We start from the raw sequence: 17532 nt of genomic DNA on the forward strand, positions 1-17532 counted from the left end.
AAAAGGGCGCCTCATGGATTATGAGACACCCTTGTTTACCATCAAGCTTTTGACAGTGTAAATTTATCAATCGTCCGCCTCAGCGCTTCCACAACCAGGGAGCTTTGTTCTGAATCAAAGCGGACTTCTTTAATGAGTTCCACCATTTTTCCGGTTGATCCGTCCACCTGCTCGACCGTCCGGGCGTTTTGTTCATTGATCACGGCGATATTTCCGATAATGTCTTTCATTTGATCGGTGACATCGGGCTGTGAATCTGACGTTTGTGCCATCGAAACGAGTACATTTTGAACATTGTGGACGACGTCAACCCCACTTGCCACCTCTTGGCTGCTGTCCCCAATCGCTGAACGGACCCGTGCAGAGCTATGTTCAATTTGGTCAAGTGTGTCACTAATCTCTTTTGTTGCACGCGTTGTTTGATCGGCGAGCTTGCGAATTTCAAGCGCGACGACACCAAATCCTTTGCCATATTCTCCGGCACGTGCCGCTTCAATCGCCGCATTTAGCGCCAGCAGGTTTGTTTGATAGGCAATTTCATTAATCGTGCCGACAATGCTGTTAATGCTGTCGGATAATTCTTTAAACTGATCGGTCATCGTCATCGCTTCATTTACTTTGCCGACGATCACATCCATTTTGTCATTAATGCCGGCCACTTCGTTTTGCGCGTGCTCAATTTGATCTTGGGACTGCTGTTCAAGACCGGACAATGTGCTGCTCACGTGGTCAACCTGCCCCATTGCCTGCTTCACATCTTTTACTTGCTGCTGAATGGCTTCAAGCATTTCGCTCATTTGTTCAATGACGAGAATCGAATCACTTTCGGCAAAGCCTGCTTTTTCACGAAGAGACTGATTTGTTTCTTCTACGTCCAGCGCCGCAGCTTTCACTTTGCCCATCAATTCGTCCTGGCTGTCAATCAAATTGTTCACCCAGCGGCCGAGCGCACCGGTTTCATCGTGAAATAACAACTTCGAATCGAGCCGGCTCGTTAAATCGCCGCCCCCTTCCGCTATTTCCCGGGTAATATCGGTCATTTTGCGCAGCCTTTCAATGATGGGCTGCAAGCTTTTTTTATAAAAAATCGTTGATGCGCCTGCGCCATAGGCAAGCCCAATGATGACATCCGTCCAGACCGGCATAAATGGAAGCATCGTGAAAGATTGCTGAAGAAGAATGCCAATGAATAAAAAAAACATAAATTGCTTAATGAGCCGCCAGCCAATCGACCGCGTACGATACACTTCCTCTAAATCCCCTTCGCACATCATTCCCCATGTGTCAGAAGACCCCGGCATCTGAAACGTCACGCCTTTTCCGATAACCGGAATGTGACGGTAATCGGAGTAGCCCGGAAACTCAACAAACAAATTGCTTCCGTTCCGTATTGTATTGGCCACGCCCGGATGAAGTTCATTTGTTGCAGGATCCGTAAACCGGATTTCGAATTCAGTATGGTTCTGAATACGAACTGATCCCCCATTCTTCGTGTGAATCCCGTCTTTTAAATTCTCACCGTGCGTGAATGTCCGATCTTCAAAACGACTGCGTGATAACGCCGTACCAGGCGCAATTGACGGGTTAAAATTGGATTTTGCCATAAACAAATAATTATCGCCGGAATCCGGATAAATATGGCCCGCTTCACGCTGAATCAAATCACCGAGCACATCATTCGGAATGCGCGCGGCAATCAATCGCTTTACACGTCCGCCCTCCATTACCGGCTGTAAAAATAGAAGTGTGACATCGTCGTGAAAATGTGAAGACCCTGGACCGATTTTCCCTGTATCCGGATCTGTATAAGGACCAAATAAAAAAGGCTTCTGCTGGCGAAATGCCTCAACTGCCGCTTTATAGATTTCCGTACCCGACTGTTTTCCAGCACGTCCAGAAAACGTTGAATAATCAATTGAACATGTGTCGTCTAAGATAAACAGTTCTGTTATATACCGGTTTTTTTTCAGTTTTTTCATTAAATAGGTATTCTTTTCGTTTGGCAAAATATGCAGCCATTCCTGAGACATCTGCTGAAGGAAATACCATTGTTCTTCTGCCCATTCCGTTAAAAGTGTCATCCGGGTACGAGCGATACCTTCAAACACTTCTTCTACGGATTCTTTTGTGCCCCGATTTAAACGATAGGACCACCAGAGAGGAATTCCTTCTTTTACATCTAACCAGCCAAACATCCCCATTTCTCTCACCGCTTTCAATTATGTCACAAAATATTACACTGTTTTGTTATAAAAGTTATTATATTCTGGAATTTTATCAAATTCAAGACTTTATTCCTAAAAAAACGGATATTTTAGCAAAAATTCACTAAATTAAGTATTTTTATTTTTCAAAAGCCAAATTAACCCGTTCTTCCGGAAGAGAAGCTTGACTGCTCATTGCCGTTAATTCCATTTCCCATCTACTATATGGCGATATTTTACTTTTTTTGCGTTTTTTCACAAAAAATAGTTCAGGAATCGGTGCAGATTCGCAACGCTTCCTGAACGATCATTTTGGTGACTATTCATACTCTCCAATAATCTTGACGGCTTTTTCAGTTATGGCAGTATCAATTGCTTCGTCAAAATTGAATTCCCCGCGAATCGCTCCATTTTCTTTATACATTTCGTACTGATCGCGAATGTCGTCAACGAACATTTCGCCGTTCGGATCAAGCCCTGTCACAAAAACATCTTCCCATACGGCCGCTTCTTTTAAAGCCGTATATTGCGTCATAATATCAATGATTTTATCTTTGCCTTCGTCTTTTTTGAAGGCATCATTATAATCACGAACTCCTTTTAAATACGCGGCCATGAAGCGTAATGACACATCTTGTTCTTCTTTTATAAATTGCGGCGATCCAAGCACCATGGCAATTTGTGCTTCCGGGGCGAAATCGGTTGCGTCACCGAAACGAACGTGAATGCCTTCTGCTACACCTTGTGTAATGAGCGGCTCAATTTGCAGCGCCGCGTCAATCGAGCCATTTTCGATCGATGCCAGCATGTTGCCGAAGTCCGGCATAAGGACAAATTCCACATCTGTTTTCTTTAAGCCTGCTTCTTTAAGCATTAGCTGAAAAATGTAATCATCTACTGCATGTTCCGTGGAAACGGCGACTTTTTTCCCTTTTAAATCACTGTACTCTTTTAATTCATCTTGTTTATCAGCGTCAATTACAAACGTGAAATATGATTTTCCTTTTTCGTTATGGCCTTTATCGGCAATGATTTTCACGTCAATGCCCTGGGCAATCGCGTTGAAAAAGGACGCTGAAGAGATCCCTCCCGCAATATCCACTTCACCGGATGCAAGGGCTGGCAGCATATCGTCGCTATTCGCAAATGTCGCGAACTCTACTTTAATATTGTAGTCATCAAAATAGCCTTTTTCATTCGCAATATAAAACCCCGCGCCCGACGCTGAACCATCTTCTGCAATAACCACTTTTGTTTCTTTGCTTAAAGGAGCCAAATCACCGGACGGATTGTCTTTGCTTACGTCGTCATTGACCTTCACCGCTTCTTCTTCCGCACACCCTGCCAACAAGAACAGCATCCCTAACATTCCAATCCACTTTTTCATCGATTCTCCTCCTTTACAATCTTGATCCTTGAACTTCTGTTTGCAAGTGCTGCCAAATATATAAAAAGACATCTGCCATTTCCGGATTCGACCGAATGTCTTCCAGTTTTCTTGGCCGCGGGAGATCGATTTTGATCTCCGCCGTTATCTTCCCGGGCTGTGCACTCATCAGCAGCACCCGGTCGCTTAAGTACAATGCTTCATCTATGCTATGTGTAATAAACAAAACGGTTTTTTTCGTTTCTGCCCAAATGGATAACAGTTCTTCCTGCAAAATATGCCGATTTTGTTCATCCAGCGCTCCAAATGGCTCATCCATTAATAAAATCTCGGGATCGTTCGCAAATGCCCTTGCAATGCTGACCCGCTGCTTCATCCCGCCGGACAGTTCTTTCGGATACATGTGAGCAAATTTAGTAAGTCCTACTTTATTCAAAAAATAGTCCGTTCGTTCTTTCACTTGCGCTTTAGGCAAATGGCGCATATTAAGGCCGAATGCTGCGTTTTCTGCGACTGTCAGCCACGGCAGAATGCCACGCTCTTGAAACACCATCGACTGGTTCGGACGATCCATGTTGCTTTTTTGGATTCGGAAACCGCCTGAACTTTGATTTTCAAGTCCTGCTACTATACGAAGCAGTGTTGTTTTTCCGCAGCCGCTTGGTCCAACGAGGCAAACAAATTCTCCTTCTTCGATATCGATTGAAATGTTTTCAAGCGCAGTGACGCTATTATGTTTTTTATAAAATACTTTCGTCAATTCATGAATCGATATTTTGGGTTTTGGGTTCACGTCGTCACCTCCACGGTATTAGTTTTCGTTGCAGCCACCGTAATAACAGGGAAAAGATATAACCAAAAAACGAAATAAGAATCAGTCCAACAAACATTTCTTTTAATAAAAATGCACTGTAGGACGTCCAAATCAAATAACCGATTCCTGACCGTGCCCCCATCATTTCAGCTGCGACAATCGTAAGCAAAGCAATAGCCTGCCCCATTTGAATTCCTTCGAGCATAACTGGAAGTGAGCCGGGCAAAGCGATTTTTAAGAAGAAATCTCTTCTGCTTGCTCCATAATTTTTTGCTACATCCAAGTAAATGGAGTCGATGGAGATGACACCAGCAACTGTATTGATCACAACGGGGAAAAACACACTTCCCGCAATGGTGACGACTTTTGATACTTCGCCAATTCCAAAAATGATTAAAATAATCGGTAATAAAGCAAGTGTGGGAATGGGCATTAACGCCATAATAAGAGGAGAAAGAAAGTGCCTGATTGGTGCATACAAGCCCATACACAAACCAAGGATGATCCCAGGGATGACACCAAGTAAGAAGCCCGCAAAGATTCGAAACAAGGAAATGTTTATGTGATGAAACAATTGACCACTTGTGAGCAATTCAATAAATGTGGAAATAATAGCGGTGGGCGGTGGGAAAAATCGTGCATCAATCAGCCCGCTTCGTGATAAAACTTCCCAGATGAGCAAGAGAAAAACAGGGGAAAATATGGTGAGCCCCGTCTTTAACCTTTGCTGGTTCTGCCGCTTTCGCCATTCTTGTTTTTCCGTTTCAACTGGATTTTTCAGATCCTTCATGTTCACCACCTCTTATTCAAAATAATATGCGGGCTGCCGAAAATGTGTGTCCAAAACAGACAGCAGCCTTTTGGCAAATCGAGATAAAAAAACAGCCGGCTCGTATAAGAAGCTGGCTGCGTTTTATTTTCACTTTATACGGTTATTAGCCTTGGTCCCCAAATAGTTTTATTATGTCTATCCATTTTTGTTCCAGCTTTTCAAGAGTCCGTTTATTATCAAAAAATCCTGTCTCTGTTTTTTTATTTTTTAAAGAATGTCAAATAGAAACTTTTCAACACTGTTCTGATATATCCATCTCCCTAAACATACTCTTTAAATGTTTATTTACAGATTTATTTTTTTCAATAAAAAAGCCCCCTGATTAATTAAGGGCTGATTCTGCAAGTTGGAATGGCGGCAGCGGGTCTTTAAATCCCGTCCAATCCATTTTCATTTCTTTATCCGTCAGCAAACAACGGTCTAATTCGTTTTCTATTGTTTCACGATGCATCTCCAGGCCGATCATAACGATTTCTGTGACCCGGTCACCGTATGTGTCATCCCATCCGACCAAGAGTTCCGGCTCTTCTTTCAGCGTCTGCTCACGCTCCTGCTCCGGGTAAGAAGCGACCCATTCACCGGCACCCTGGATTATAATGGACGGTCCCGCCTGCGAGATCATCCCCGTTATATTGTTCCGTGTTGCCAGCCAGAAAAAGCCTTTCGCCCGAACCACTTCCACCGGCCAGTTTTCGAGCCAGTTCATCCAGCGCTCCGCATGAAATGGACGACGGCGCCGGTAAACAAACGATGCAATGCCATATTCATCTGTTTCCGGCACATGCTCTTCATTTAATTCTTTGATCCAGCCGGCTCCTTCACTTGCTTTCTCAAAGTCAAATAAGTGCGTGTCCAATACTTGTTCAATTTGCACTTGTCCGAAAGATGTTCGGATAATGCGCGCATCCGGATTCAATTTTCGAAGCACGGCATGAAGTTCCTCAATATCAGCTTCTTGGAGCAAATCTGTTTTATTCAAAAGCAATACATTTGCAAATTCAATTTGGTCAATAAGCAGATCGACCACTTCTCGTGTATCCGCTTCATCTGTTGCTTCTTTCCGGTCAAGCAATGTTTCACCTGAAGCAAAATCATGCCAAAAGCGATTGCCATCCACAACAGTGATCATTGTATCCAAGCGGCAATATTCGGATAAATTAATTCCTATTTTTTCATCAATGTATGTGAATGTCTGAGCCACCGGAATCGGTTCGGCGATGCCTGTTGATTCAATGACGATATAATCGATATCCCCCTTCTTCGCCAGCCGTTCCACTTCAATCATCAAGTCTTCACGAAGTGTGCAGCAAATGCAGCCGTTTTGCAGCTCAACGAGTTTTTCTTCTGTTTTAGAAAATCCGCCCTTTTTCACAAGCGCTGCATCAATGTTGAGCTCACTCATATCATTTACGATGACTGCAATCCGTTTGTTTTGTTCATTCTTTAAAATATGATTCAGCAGCGTTGTTTTTCCCGCACCTAAATAGCCGCTGAGTACTGTAACTGGAATTTGATTCATTTTTCACTTTCCCCCGATTTACTCTTTCTGTTTTTATAAATTTGCCACAATTCGTTCTGCCGCCTGTCTGGCACCTGATATATTTCGCGCGATTGGACCGATTTCAAGCTCAGCTAACGGACCCATAACGAATAAATGCGGGCACCACTCCAATGATTCGTTTACAATCGGATAGCCGCAATGAGCACATTGCAGGTTTTCATTTAAGATCAGTTTTTGCAGCCACGGCTGTGAAGGCAATGAAGACTTGAACCCCGTCGCTAAAATAACAGTTTTCGCCTGAATGTTAGAATGATCCTTCATTGTGATCGTTGTTTCATTCATTTTAACGGGTTCTCCATTTATAATTTGAAGTTCATTTCTTTTTTGAAAACGTGCAAGTTTATAAAACAACTCCTGCGTAATAGATCCTTTATGACGCGCTGCTTTGATCACTTCTCTGCGCTGCTGGTAGTCTTCTATTTTTCGGAATCCGGTTTGATTTTTCGGTCCCAGCCACCCCGGGTCACTATCAAAAAAATGTACACGGAAAGGATGCCGCTTTAAAAGTGTCGTTTTTCCAGGAAATAACTGGCTGACTGCCACAGCTGTATGGGCTGCCGTGATGCCCCCACCTACAATGACAACAGGAGGTTTTAGTTTTTTGAAGTCTGGTATTTGTTCATCAAAAATATGAAAAGCCCGTTTATGTGCCCATTCAGGAATAATAGGTTGTTCATTAACACTGATTGCAACTATAATATTTTCCGCCATTATTTGTTCGCCTGATTCGAGCGTAAGAATCCAGCGTTCATTTCGTTTAACTGAAACGACTTTCCCTTGCTTCCACGCTTTTTGTACGTTTACCTCATACAAAACGTTTTCCGAGTGATCATTGAAAAAATCGAGCTGCGGCCGCTTATAATAACCGTAAAGATTTCTACTCTTTGCCGAGTCACTGTATTTTTGCAAGCTTAATGGATGAACATCGATGTGATGAACAACTGGCGAGCGTAAATATTCCATGCCAATCCGTTTCGTATTTCGCCTCCACCTAGCCATTGGTTTGTCATAAAGATCAATGATTCGAAGACGATCAATTGAAGTCTTTCCACTTTTTATTAAAAAAGTTGCTGCTGTACAGCCATGGATGCCACCGCCGATAATCGCCCACTCAATCAATTCCTTCCCCTCCTTCACAAAACGTAATTGTTACGATTTAAATAGTAAAACGAAATAATTACGATTTAAATCATAATACATCTTACAGTTCAAGTCAACTCAAGAAAAATCTTTAACCGGCTGAATAATTGTATTCAACTTACAAACATTCAGGCGTCTTGTTTCCATCAAACGGGCTGAGTAGCCGGTAAAAATCACCAAACTGAATGAGTGGCCGTATTTTTTTATACTGCGCAACCTGCCGCTTAACTTCTTCTTTTTCATCCTCTGTTAATTTCGTCAAATTCAGCTCGTAGCCAAGGTTCCCTGATGCCGCTATATCCCCACGCATTTTTAGTGATGTGGTTCGGGTTCACCTGGTGATTTGGCACATCTGATACGCGCGCCTATTGAGCTGATGGGATACACAAGACTTAGTTTTCAAGCTGCACCTGTACGATCGGCGCCCGGTAGTCTGTTGTACCATAGACCGGGAACTCCTGAGGCAGCGTATCCAGTGAAAAGGTCCGGTTTTCAGGTGGATGCGGATTGCCAGAGAACGCCCGGTCAGTAAACTGCAGCCGATTTGCAAACCGGTATTCTTTTATCTTTTTCCTCCAATATAAGTGCGTTAAAAAACCCTTATTGACCACTTGCATCACGTAGCTTGAATCGCCCGCCTGCAAATGAAAAGTTTTCTGCGAATCATGATAGTAAATAGTCAATTGTTTTCCTCCCTATTTTAGTATCTTTAATAGATAACGCTTTCAAATATCATAATAGACTATTACCTAAAAAAACAGGTGTTTTATTGGTTACTTTTAGTAAAACATTTTTCTTTTTTGCAAATTGTACGGGTTTTCTATCATATTGTATAGTAGATACAGAGAAGAAATGGAGTGAATAACCATGAAAACGATTGCAGATATTGCCAAGATCGCCGGCGTGGCAAAAAGCACGGTATCACGCTATTTAAACGGCGGTTCGGTAAGTGAAGAAACAAAAAAGAAAATTGAACTGGTTATCGAAGAAACTGGCTACGCGCCAAATGCGTTTGCACAAAGCTTAAAAGCAAAAAAGACAAATATTATTGGCACGATTATTCCTCGCCTCGATTCATATGCCACCTCACGTACACTGATGGGCATCGATGAACGGCTGCGCGAATTGAATTACCACATGCTCGTTTTAAATACCGGCCAGAATTTAAAACGCGAAATTGAAAATATTTATACGCTGGCCAAGCAAAAAGTCGCCGGTATTATTTTGCTGGCAACGGAAGTAACGGACGCCCATTTAAAAGCGTTTCAAGAAATTGATATTCCGGTCCTGCTTGTCGGGCAGCAGCATGATGACGTCTACAGCCTCGTCCATGATGACGAAACAGCTGGTTACGCGATCGGCAAGTATATCGCGCAGCGCGGACATAAAAAAATTGCGTTTCTAGGTGTCGGTGAATACGATGTCGCAGTTGGCTTGAAACGAAAAAAAGGGTTTGCTCAAGCGGTCAGCGAACACACAGCAGATGTGGAAGCACGCTTTTTCGAAACAACCTTCAGCATGAGCGATGCGGCAGAGCAGGCCCGGCAGCTTTTCGACGAATTTTCCCCTTCAGCGGTCGTCTGTGCAACGGACAATATTGCCATTGGTGCTGTAAAAGCGGCGTATCAAAAAAAACTCCGTGTACCAGAAGATGTCTCGATCACTGGATTCGGCGGCTACGAAGTAACAGCGATGATGAACCCCTCTTTAACGACTGTTCATATTTATTTTACAGAAGCAGGGCATACGGCTGCCAATCATATCGTCAAGCTTGTCAAAGGTGAAGAAGTGCCAAGGCTTGCCTATTCCCGCTTTGAAATTATTTTACGGGAAAGTGTTGACATTCGGACAAACCATCTTTTATAATCTAATTGAAACCGGTTTCTATAACCGTTTTCAATTTTTAAATTTTATTTGGAACCGGTTCCTAAAATCCGTTTTTTATTTACTTGTTTGCGGAACCGGTTCCGTTTATTTTATGCATCTATAAAGGAGGAAGTAGTATGAACTACAATGATATTGCCCGTGAAACGCTCCAAGCCATTGGCGGCAAAGAAAATGTCGCTGCTGCTGCACATTGTGCGACTCGGCTTCGTCTCGCTTTGCATGACGAATCACTTGTTGATCAGGAAAAACTAGAGGCGATGGACAGTGTGAAAGGTACGTTCTCTACCGGGGGACAGTATCAAATCATTTTTGGCTCCGGTACAGTGAATAAAGTCTTTGCGGAATTTTCTAAAATGACCGGTACGGACGGCATGTCGACAACGGACGTAAAAAGCGCCGGCGCGAAGAACATGAACCCGCTTCAACGTTTTGTGAAAATGCTGTCAGACATTTTCGTTCCAATTATTCCGGCAATCGTCGCCGGCGGTTTGTTAATGGGAATTAACAACCTGCTTACTGCTCAAGGATTGTTTATCGACGGCCAGTCACTCGTCGAAGCGTATCCGAACATGGCCGATCTCGCGGCGCTTATTAATACATTCGCGAACGCTGCCTTTGTCTTTCTGCCTATTTTAATCGGCTTCTCAGCGACGCAGCGGTTTGGCGGAAATGCGTATCTCGGGGCTGCTCTCGGAATGATTATGGTTCATCCGGATTTACTAAACGGCTGGGGATACGGGGGCGCGCTTGTAAGCGGCGAAATTCCGGTTTGGTCTATTTTCGGATTTGAAATTGAAAAAATCGGCTACCAAGGCACAGTGCTTCCAGTTTTAGCCGCTTCGTTTATATTGGCAAAAGTGGAATTATCATTGCGCAAAGTAGTTCCTTCCGCACTCGATAACTTGCTGACACCTCTTTTGACGATTTTTATTACCGGGATTTTAACATTTACACTTGTTGGACCCCTTACTCGTTCAGCCGGCAATCTGCTTTCTGACGGCATGATTTGGCTGTATGACACAACCGGATTCGTAGGCGGAGCACTTTTTGGTCTTCTTTACGCACCCATCGTTATTACCGGCATGCATCACAGCTTTATTGCAGTTGAAACCCAATTACTTGCCGATATTGCCAAAACAGGCGGTTCGTTTATCTTTGCGGTTGCGACAATGTCGAATGTCGCACAAGGCGGGGCAACACTGGCTGTTTTTACAATGACGAAAAACAAAAAGCTAAAAGGCACCGCATCAGCAGCCGGCATCTCTGCCCTGCTCGGTATTACCGAGCCTGCAATGTTCGGCGTTAACTTGAAGCTTCGTTATCCATTTATTGGCGCCATTATCGGCTCTTCTGTTGCCACAGCTTATGTGACGTTCTTTAAAGTAAAAGCCATCGCGCTTGGAGCGGCCGGTCTTCCCGGCGTTATTTCCATTCAGCATGAAGGACTTGTTCAATACGTGATTGGCATGATCATTGCCATTGCGGTCGCGTTTGTGGTCACCATCGTGCTTGGAAAGCGTGACGAGAAAAAACAAGCGATACAAAATGCTGCATAACAAACTCATGATGGAGGAGCAATCCTCCATCTTATTTTTATATTAACGAGGTGATCGAATTGCAATGGACAACAGAACAGCGTTACACACGCATTGAAGATATAGCTGAAAAAGACTTAACCGCTTTAAAAGAAAAGGTCGATCGTTCTCCCTGGCGCCAAACGTATCATATTCAGCCTGAAACGGGATTGTTAAACGATCCGAACGGCTTTTCTTTTTACAACGGCGAATATCATTTATTTTATCAATGGTTCCCGCTTGGCCCTGTCCACGGAATTAAATATTGGTATCATACAAAGTCAAAAGATCTCGTCCACTGGGAAAATGCCGGCATCGCCATTCGGCCAAACGATGACATTGACAGCCACGGGGCATACTCCGGCAGCGGCATTGAGCATAACGGCCAGCTTTATTTAATGTATACCGGCAATACGCGCGATGATCAATGGGTTCGCCATCCAAAGCAGAATATTGCGGTAATGGATGAAAAGGGCGTCATTGAAAAATGGAAAACACCCGTTATTGATCATGTGCCAGATGATTACACCGATCATTTCCGCGACCCGAAAGTATGGAAAGAAAACGGCACATTTTATGCTATTATCGGGGCTCAGCGGACCGACAAAACCGGCTGTGTCGTGCTATACAGTTCTCCTGATATGGAAAAATGGACATTTGAAGGTGAAATAAAAACCGGTCTCCCCCGCTTCGGCTATATGTGGGAATGCCCGGATTATTTTACCGTGGATGATCAGGGTGTTTTCATTTTTTCACCTCAGGGCATTGCGCCGGACGGCGATCACTATCATAATATTTATCAATCGGGTTATGTACTCGGGAACCTGGATGTTCATACACAAACGATACAGCACAGTGACTTTCATGAACTGGACCGCGGCTTTGACTTCTATGCGCCGCAAACGATGGAAACGCCGGACGGCCGCCGGATTATGGTCGGCTGGATGGGGCTTCCGGAAATAGCTTATCCGACAGATGCACATGGCTGGGCCCACTGCCTGACACTGCCACGCGAGATCACGATCGAAAATGGCCGGCTCATACAGCGGCCGGTGCGGGAGCTGCAAAGCTTGCGCGGCATTCAAATGGAAGCAGCAGCTGAACTGTCAAATGAAACAAAGACGTTTGACAGCTTTAGCGGCACATCGTTTGAACTGATTTGTTCGTTTACTATTCACGACGCCGCATCATGCGGCATTGAAATCCGTGTCAATGAAAACGAAAAAACGGTGATCACTTATGATGCGGTCCAAAAGAAGGTCATTTTGGACCGGACATTTTCTGGCTCTCCCTTCAGTACCGACTATGGAACTGTACGCAGCTGTCATTTAGATGCAGAGTGCGTGACCTTTCAGTTGTTTGTGGACTCCTCTTCATTGGAATTGTTTGTGAACGATGGATTAGACGTATTTACGAGCCGTATTTTTCCGAGCGACGACTGTACTGGAATCCGCTTTTTTGCGAGTGGCGGCCGTGCATCTTGCCGGGCGGTTAAATGGACGATTGGGGGATAAAAATGGGAACGTTATATTCAATTGGAGAAGTGTTAATTGATTTTATTCCGATGCAAAAAGGACAGGCACTCAAGGATGTAGTTTCATTTGAGCGCGCGCCGGGCGGGGCTCCAGCCAACGTAGCGGCTGCTGTGTCAAAGCTCGGTGGAAAATCGGCGATGATAACTAAACTCGGAGCCGACGCGTTTGGCGACTTTTTACTGGAAAAACTGGATGAAGCCGGCGTAGAAACAAAACATGTCATCCGTACAAACGAGGCAAACACTGCTCTCGCTTTCGTTTCGCTTCGTGAGGACGGGGAGCGTGATTTTTCTTTTTACCGAAAGCCTTGTGCTGATTTGCTGATGACGGCAAATGAAGTAGATGAATCATTGTTTACTTCCGGCGATATTTTGCATTTTTGTTCCGTTGATTTAGTCGAAAGCCCGATGAAGCACGCGCACGTCAAAGCCATCGATTCAGCTAAACAGCGCGGTGCTTTAGTGAGCTTCGACCCAAACGTCCGACTGCCGCTTTGGGACAGTCCTGACGCGTGCCGTGAAACGATTTTAGCTTTTATTCCGAAAGCGCACCTTGTGAAGATTTCGGATGAAGAGCTTGGATTTATCACCGGCATTTCAGAAGAAAAAGCTGCGATCGAATCGCTGTTTACCGGCGATGTGCAAGCGGTCGTGTATACGCGTGGTGCGGAAGGAGCAACGCTTTATGTAAATGATACCAAGATCCAGGCTGATGGTTTTTCCGTACAAGTTCAGGATACAACCGGTGCCGGCGACGCGTTTATCGGTGCTCTTCTTTACAGGCTTCTTGATGCGGCCGCCGATCAAGAAAATGTACAAGCCGTTCTCGAACAAAATGGCGAAAACATGCTGAAATTCGCCAACGCTGCCGGCGCCATCACGACGACCGGCAAAGGAGCCATTTCCTCCCTGCCCTCGAAACAACAAATGGATGACATGCTAAAGCCCCGCTAAACACGGGGTTTTTTTATGGTAAAAAACTAGATCTAAAGATAAATACCCCGTATACCAAAGCTTTTTCAAATCGCGAAAATGAATCGCCCCTCTTATCCATTAACCTTCTGGTTATAAAACGACGCCTGGTTTTCCCCATTCTTTTTAGATACATACAGTGCCTGATCTGCCAGCCGAATAACATTAAAAATGTCTTTATCATCTTGCGGCCAAACAGCGCCGCGGACACTCGAGCTAATTAACAGCGTTTCAGTATACAGGGAAAAAGCCCATCTTTTTCACCATAAACAGAACAAAAAAGCAGCGCATCGTTTGCGCTGCTTTTGGACTATTTAGTTTGCATTCATTGCGTTATAAATTGCAACTGTGAATGCTTCACGTGTAGTATTATGTGTTCCATAAAACTTATCGCCTTTGAAAAAGCCTGTTTTATCAATCGATGCCATTGTCACAATGCCTTCATATGCCCAGTGGTCTGCGCTAATGTCCGTATAGCCTACACTTGCGGCTGCCGTCTGTGAAACATTCAAATGAAATGCACGTTGAATAATTGAAGCCATTTCATTTCTAGTCATTTCTGCATCCGGACGGAATGTTTTATCTTCAAATCCATTAATGATGCCAGCTTCGCGAATTGCTGCAATGTCCGCCGCAAAGCGGTTCGTTTTCGGTACATCAGTAAAGTGGCTCATCACTTCCGGTTTTAAGCCAAGCACACGGTTTAAAATCGCCGCTGCCTGTCCGCGTGTTACTTTTTCTTCTGGACGGAATGTGTAATCTTCAAATCCGTTAATAATCTCTTTATCTGTTAATGTTTTAATTGCATTATATGTTGCGGCCACTTCAGTTACATCTACGAACCATTCCGGCGCTTTTTCCGTTTGTACGGTTTGATCAGCTAATACACGTTTTGATCCTGCATATTTCGGACCCCAGTATGAATCATCCATTGAAACAAGCGCAATGCCTTTGCTTGATGTTGCATTTAATACTTGGTTATTGCCTGCGTATACCCCAACGTGAGAAATGCCTTTTTTATATGTATTCGCATAAAACACAAGGTCGCCGACTTGCAAATCACTTTTTGCCACAGCTGTACCAACATTGTATTGCTCGCCTGTTGTACGCGGCAAAGAAATATCAGCAGCGTTTCTGTAAATGTATTGAATGAATCCGGAGCAGTCGAACCCATTTGGTGTCGTTCCGCCAAATACGTACGGTATACCCATGAACTTTTTCCCGTAAGCGACAATCGACTCACCAACAGATGCGGCTTCTGTTTTGACAGATGTCAGCGGGGACATGCTTAAAAACAATATTACAGCTAAAAATGAAAGAACTGCTTTCTTGCAACTGTTCACCCTGTACCTCCCAGATTCTCATTCTTTTTTCTCTCTATATTCCTCATAAATCTTATTTTAGCAAAAATAAACATTACATTGTTTTACGTTAAAGTTACAAATTCGATTATTTTCGTAACAATTGAAACTTAAATTTCCAGAAAAACAAAAAAAGGAGTTCTTTTCAGCTCCTTTTCCGTCTAATTCTTACCTTTTTGACGTAAATTGTATTTCAATCGGTCCGTGCCAGTCACTTATATCCGGTACGGCACGGATGATATTTTTATGCCCTTTTATCAACATCGCGGCACATGCCACTTACTGCGTATGCCTGATTCACTGTATACCATATTAATATTTTTTGTGAAAAAGAGCTGATCGGAATCAGCCCCACTTTATTATGAGTAAATAATTTCACTTTCGTTTTCACGGCTCCATGCACTGAATCCGCCTTTTAAATGTGTAACATCTTCAAATCCTAGATGCTTCATGACACTCGCCGCAATGGCCGAACGGACGCCGGATTGGCAATGAATAAGCACTGGTTTTGTTTTATCAAGCTCTTCACCTGTTTTACGAAGGAGTCCGAGCATTTTGTGCTCTGCGCCTTTCATATGACTTTGCTTCCATTCACTGTCGTTCCTTACGTCAATCACTTGAGTGCTTTCTTTCAGCTGTTCAAATTGAGCCACTTTTACCGTTTCATATGTTTCAGTTGCGGCACTTGCCATTGTATGAGGTGCGGCTAATTTGACGACATCATCGAGGTGAATCGACCGAAGCGCAATCAACGCTTCTTCCGCATCTGCTTTCTCGACAATAATAACTATTTTTTCATCGTAACCAATCAGCCAGCCCGCCCAGTTTGCGAGCATCTTGCCGAACGGAATATTGATGGCGCCTTTTACAAAACCTTTTTCAAATTCTTCAGCCGGACGCGTGTCCAAGAGGACATGTTTGTTTTCTTTTGCCCATTCAATCACTTCATCGGCGCTGCCTGCCCATGCGGGTTCGCCTGCTTCCACAATCGCCGGGCCTGCTTTGTTCACGCGCTTCATTTCTTCGAAGTACACAGGGGCTTCCGGCTGATCTTTCAACAGTTCTGTGACAAACTCTTCTTCATTGTTTATCTCCATCGCCCAGTTAAATTGTTTTTCATATCCAACCGTTGAAGTTGGAACCGCGCCGAGTGATTTTCCGCATGCGCTGCCCGCTCCATGCGCCGGCCATACCATCATGTAATCTGGCAGCTGTTTAAAGCGCTGCACGGATTGAAACATTTGCTTTGCTCCTCCGTCGGCCGTCCCTTGAATCCCTGCTGCTTTTTCCAGCAAATCCGGACGGCCAATGTCTCCGACAAAGACGAAGTCACCGGTAAAAATGCCCATTGGTTTTGACGCACCGCCGCCGATATCGGTTAAGACAAATGAGACGCTCTCCGGGGTATGTCCCGGCGTATGCATGACTTTAAATTCGATGTTTCCGATTTTAAATTTCATTCCGTCTTTCACCAATTCGGCATTAATACCGTCTATATATTGATATTTCCAGTTTTCATCGCCTTCATCTGACAAGTACAGTTTCGCGCCGTGCTTAACCGCTAATTGGCGTGCACCGGAAACGAAGTCTGCATGGATATGTGTCTCAGCAGCTGCTGTGATCGTCATCCCTTCTTTTTTTGCTTCTTTAATAATGTGGTCAACGTGACGTGGTGGGTCGATGATGATTGCTTCTCCTGTGCGCTGACATCCTATCAGGTATGTGTATTGAGCTAACTTTTCATCAAAAATCGAACGAAATAACATGTATATGGTTCTCCTTTCATTTTTGGAGGTTAATATACCCTAAGAGGTATATTTATGCTAACACGGGTATATTCCGTTTGCAACTCTTTTATTTTTAAATTTTTTCAAGAAAAAATAAACGTGACATATAATCCAAACATGAGCATCGTTGCAACTATAATTCCGGTCAGTGCCAGCACACTGTTCCTTTCCGGCTTGAACACTTCATCATCAATCGTTTTAATTTTTGCAAAATAACTATACGTCGAGAACCCAATCACAAAAAGGCCTGATACGACCGCAATAATACCGATCATATTCGCCATTACATCTGCACGTGCAGAATGCTGCGGCAAAAAATTAAAATGAAGGTTAATGACAAGAAACCCGATGCCGATAATCGCAATCGCTGTTCTCACCCAAGCAAGATATGTTCGTTCATTAGCCAAATGCTGTTGAATAAATTTAGAACTTTTTGTTTTTTCCATTTCTTCACCTCTTTTTTTATATACCAAAAAGGG

The 17532-nt window shown here is 43.8% G+C and carries 14 protein-coding genes and 1 pseudogene; 4 read left to right on the plus strand and 11 right to left on the minus strand.

Annotation, left to right across the window (positions count from 1 at the left end; translation table 11 throughout):
* Positions 1-41: 41 nt before the first annotated feature.
* From NLX67_RS14090 to NLX67_RS14125, 8 genes and pseudogenes are all read right to left on the minus strand, one after another.
* Positions 42-2195, minus strand: a complete 2154-nt coding sequence (locus NLX67_RS14090; RefSeq protein ID WP_254312177.1) for a methyl-accepting chemotaxis protein — start codon at positions 2193-2195, stop codon at positions 42-44.
* A 328-nt stretch (positions 2196-2523) separates the two neighbouring features.
* Positions 2524-3591, minus strand: a complete 1068-nt coding sequence (locus tag NLX67_RS14095) for an ABC transporter substrate-binding protein (RefSeq protein WP_254312178.1) — start codon at positions 3589-3591, stop codon at positions 2524-2526.
* Positions 3592-3604: 13 nt separating this feature from the next.
* Positions 3605-4384: an ABC transporter ATP-binding protein gene (locus NLX67_RS14100; RefSeq protein WP_254312179.1), complete on the minus strand. Its 780-nt coding sequence runs from the start codon at positions 4382-4384 to the stop codon at positions 3605-3607.
* A 4-nt stretch (positions 4385-4388) separates the two neighbouring features.
* On the minus strand, positions 4389-5195 hold the full coding sequence (locus NLX67_RS14105) for an ABC transporter permease (RefSeq protein ID WP_254312180.1): 807 nt from the start codon (positions 5193-5195) through the stop codon (positions 4389-4391).
* A 364-nt stretch (positions 5196-5559) separates the two neighbouring features.
* Positions 5560-6756 carry a GTP-binding protein gene (locus tag NLX67_RS14110; RefSeq protein ID WP_254312181.1) on the minus strand — a complete coding sequence of 399 codons (1197 nt, stop codon included), beginning with the start codon at positions 6754-6756 and terminating at the stop codon, positions 5560-5562.
* A gap of 33 nt (positions 6757-6789) precedes the next feature.
* Positions 6790-7917, minus strand: a complete 1128-nt coding sequence (locus NLX67_RS14115) for an FAD-dependent oxidoreductase (protein ID WP_254312182.1) — start codon at positions 7915-7917, stop codon at positions 6790-6792.
* Positions 7918-8074: 157 nt separating this feature from the next.
* Positions 8075-8331 (minus strand): annotated as a pseudogene (locus tag NLX67_RS14120) (alpha-galactosidase); the annotation flags it as partial.
* Entirely contained in the window at positions 8331-8621 is a 291-nt protein-coding gene (locus NLX67_RS14125) for a glycoside hydrolase family 36 N-terminal domain-containing protein (protein WP_254312184.1), read from the minus strand. The pseudogene NLX67_RS14120 and the gene NLX67_RS14125, both read right to left, overlap by 1 nt.
* A gap of 184 nt (positions 8622-8805) precedes the next feature.
* Here NLX67_RS14125 and NLX67_RS14130 point away from each other — a divergent pair, with 184 nt between their 5' ends.
* From NLX67_RS14130 to NLX67_RS14145, 4 genes are all read left to right on the plus strand, one after another.
* Entirely contained in the window at positions 8806-9804 is a 999-nt protein-coding gene (locus NLX67_RS14130; protein ID WP_254312185.1) for a LacI family DNA-binding transcriptional regulator, read from the plus strand.
* A 137-nt stretch (positions 9805-9941) separates the two neighbouring features.
* Entirely contained in the window at positions 9942-11381 is a 1440-nt protein-coding gene (locus NLX67_RS14135) for a sucrose-specific PTS transporter subunit IIBC (RefSeq protein ID WP_254312186.1), read from the plus strand.
* A 59-nt stretch (positions 11382-11440) separates the two neighbouring features.
* The gene (locus tag NLX67_RS14140) at positions 11441-12913 is read left to right on the plus strand and encodes a glycoside hydrolase family 32 protein (RefSeq protein WP_254312187.1); all 1473 of its coding nucleotides are present in this window, start codon (positions 11441-11443) and stop codon (positions 12911-12913) included.
* Positions 12914-12915: 2 nt separating this feature from the next.
* On the plus strand, positions 12916-13887 hold the full coding sequence (locus tag NLX67_RS14145) for a carbohydrate kinase family protein (protein ID WP_254312188.1): 972 nt from the start codon (positions 12916-12918) through the stop codon (positions 13885-13887).
* A gap of 332 nt (positions 13888-14219) precedes the next feature.
* Here NLX67_RS14145 and NLX67_RS14150 read toward each other — a convergent pair whose 3' ends face one another.
* From NLX67_RS14150 to NLX67_RS14160, 3 genes are all read right to left on the minus strand, one after another.
* Positions 14220-15248, minus strand: a complete 1029-nt coding sequence (locus tag NLX67_RS14150) for a C40 family peptidase (RefSeq protein ID WP_254312189.1) — start codon at positions 15246-15248, stop codon at positions 14220-14222.
* Positions 15249-15625: 377 nt separating this feature from the next.
* Positions 15626-17032 carry an MBL fold metallo-hydrolase gene (locus NLX67_RS14155; RefSeq protein ID WP_254312190.1) on the minus strand — a complete coding sequence of 469 codons (1407 nt, stop codon included), beginning with the start codon at positions 17030-17032 and terminating at the stop codon, positions 15626-15628.
* 104 nt (positions 17033-17136) lie between these two features.
* Entirely contained in the window at positions 17137-17499 is a 363-nt protein-coding gene (locus NLX67_RS14160; protein WP_046180807.1) for a YidH family protein, read from the minus strand.
* Positions 17500-17532: the final 33 nt, after the last annotated feature.

Origin of the sequence: Domibacillus sp. A3M-37 (assembly GCF_024213455.1) — a bacterium.
GTDB lineage: Bacteria > Bacillota > Bacilli > Bacillales > Domibacillaceae > Domibacillus > Domibacillus tundrae.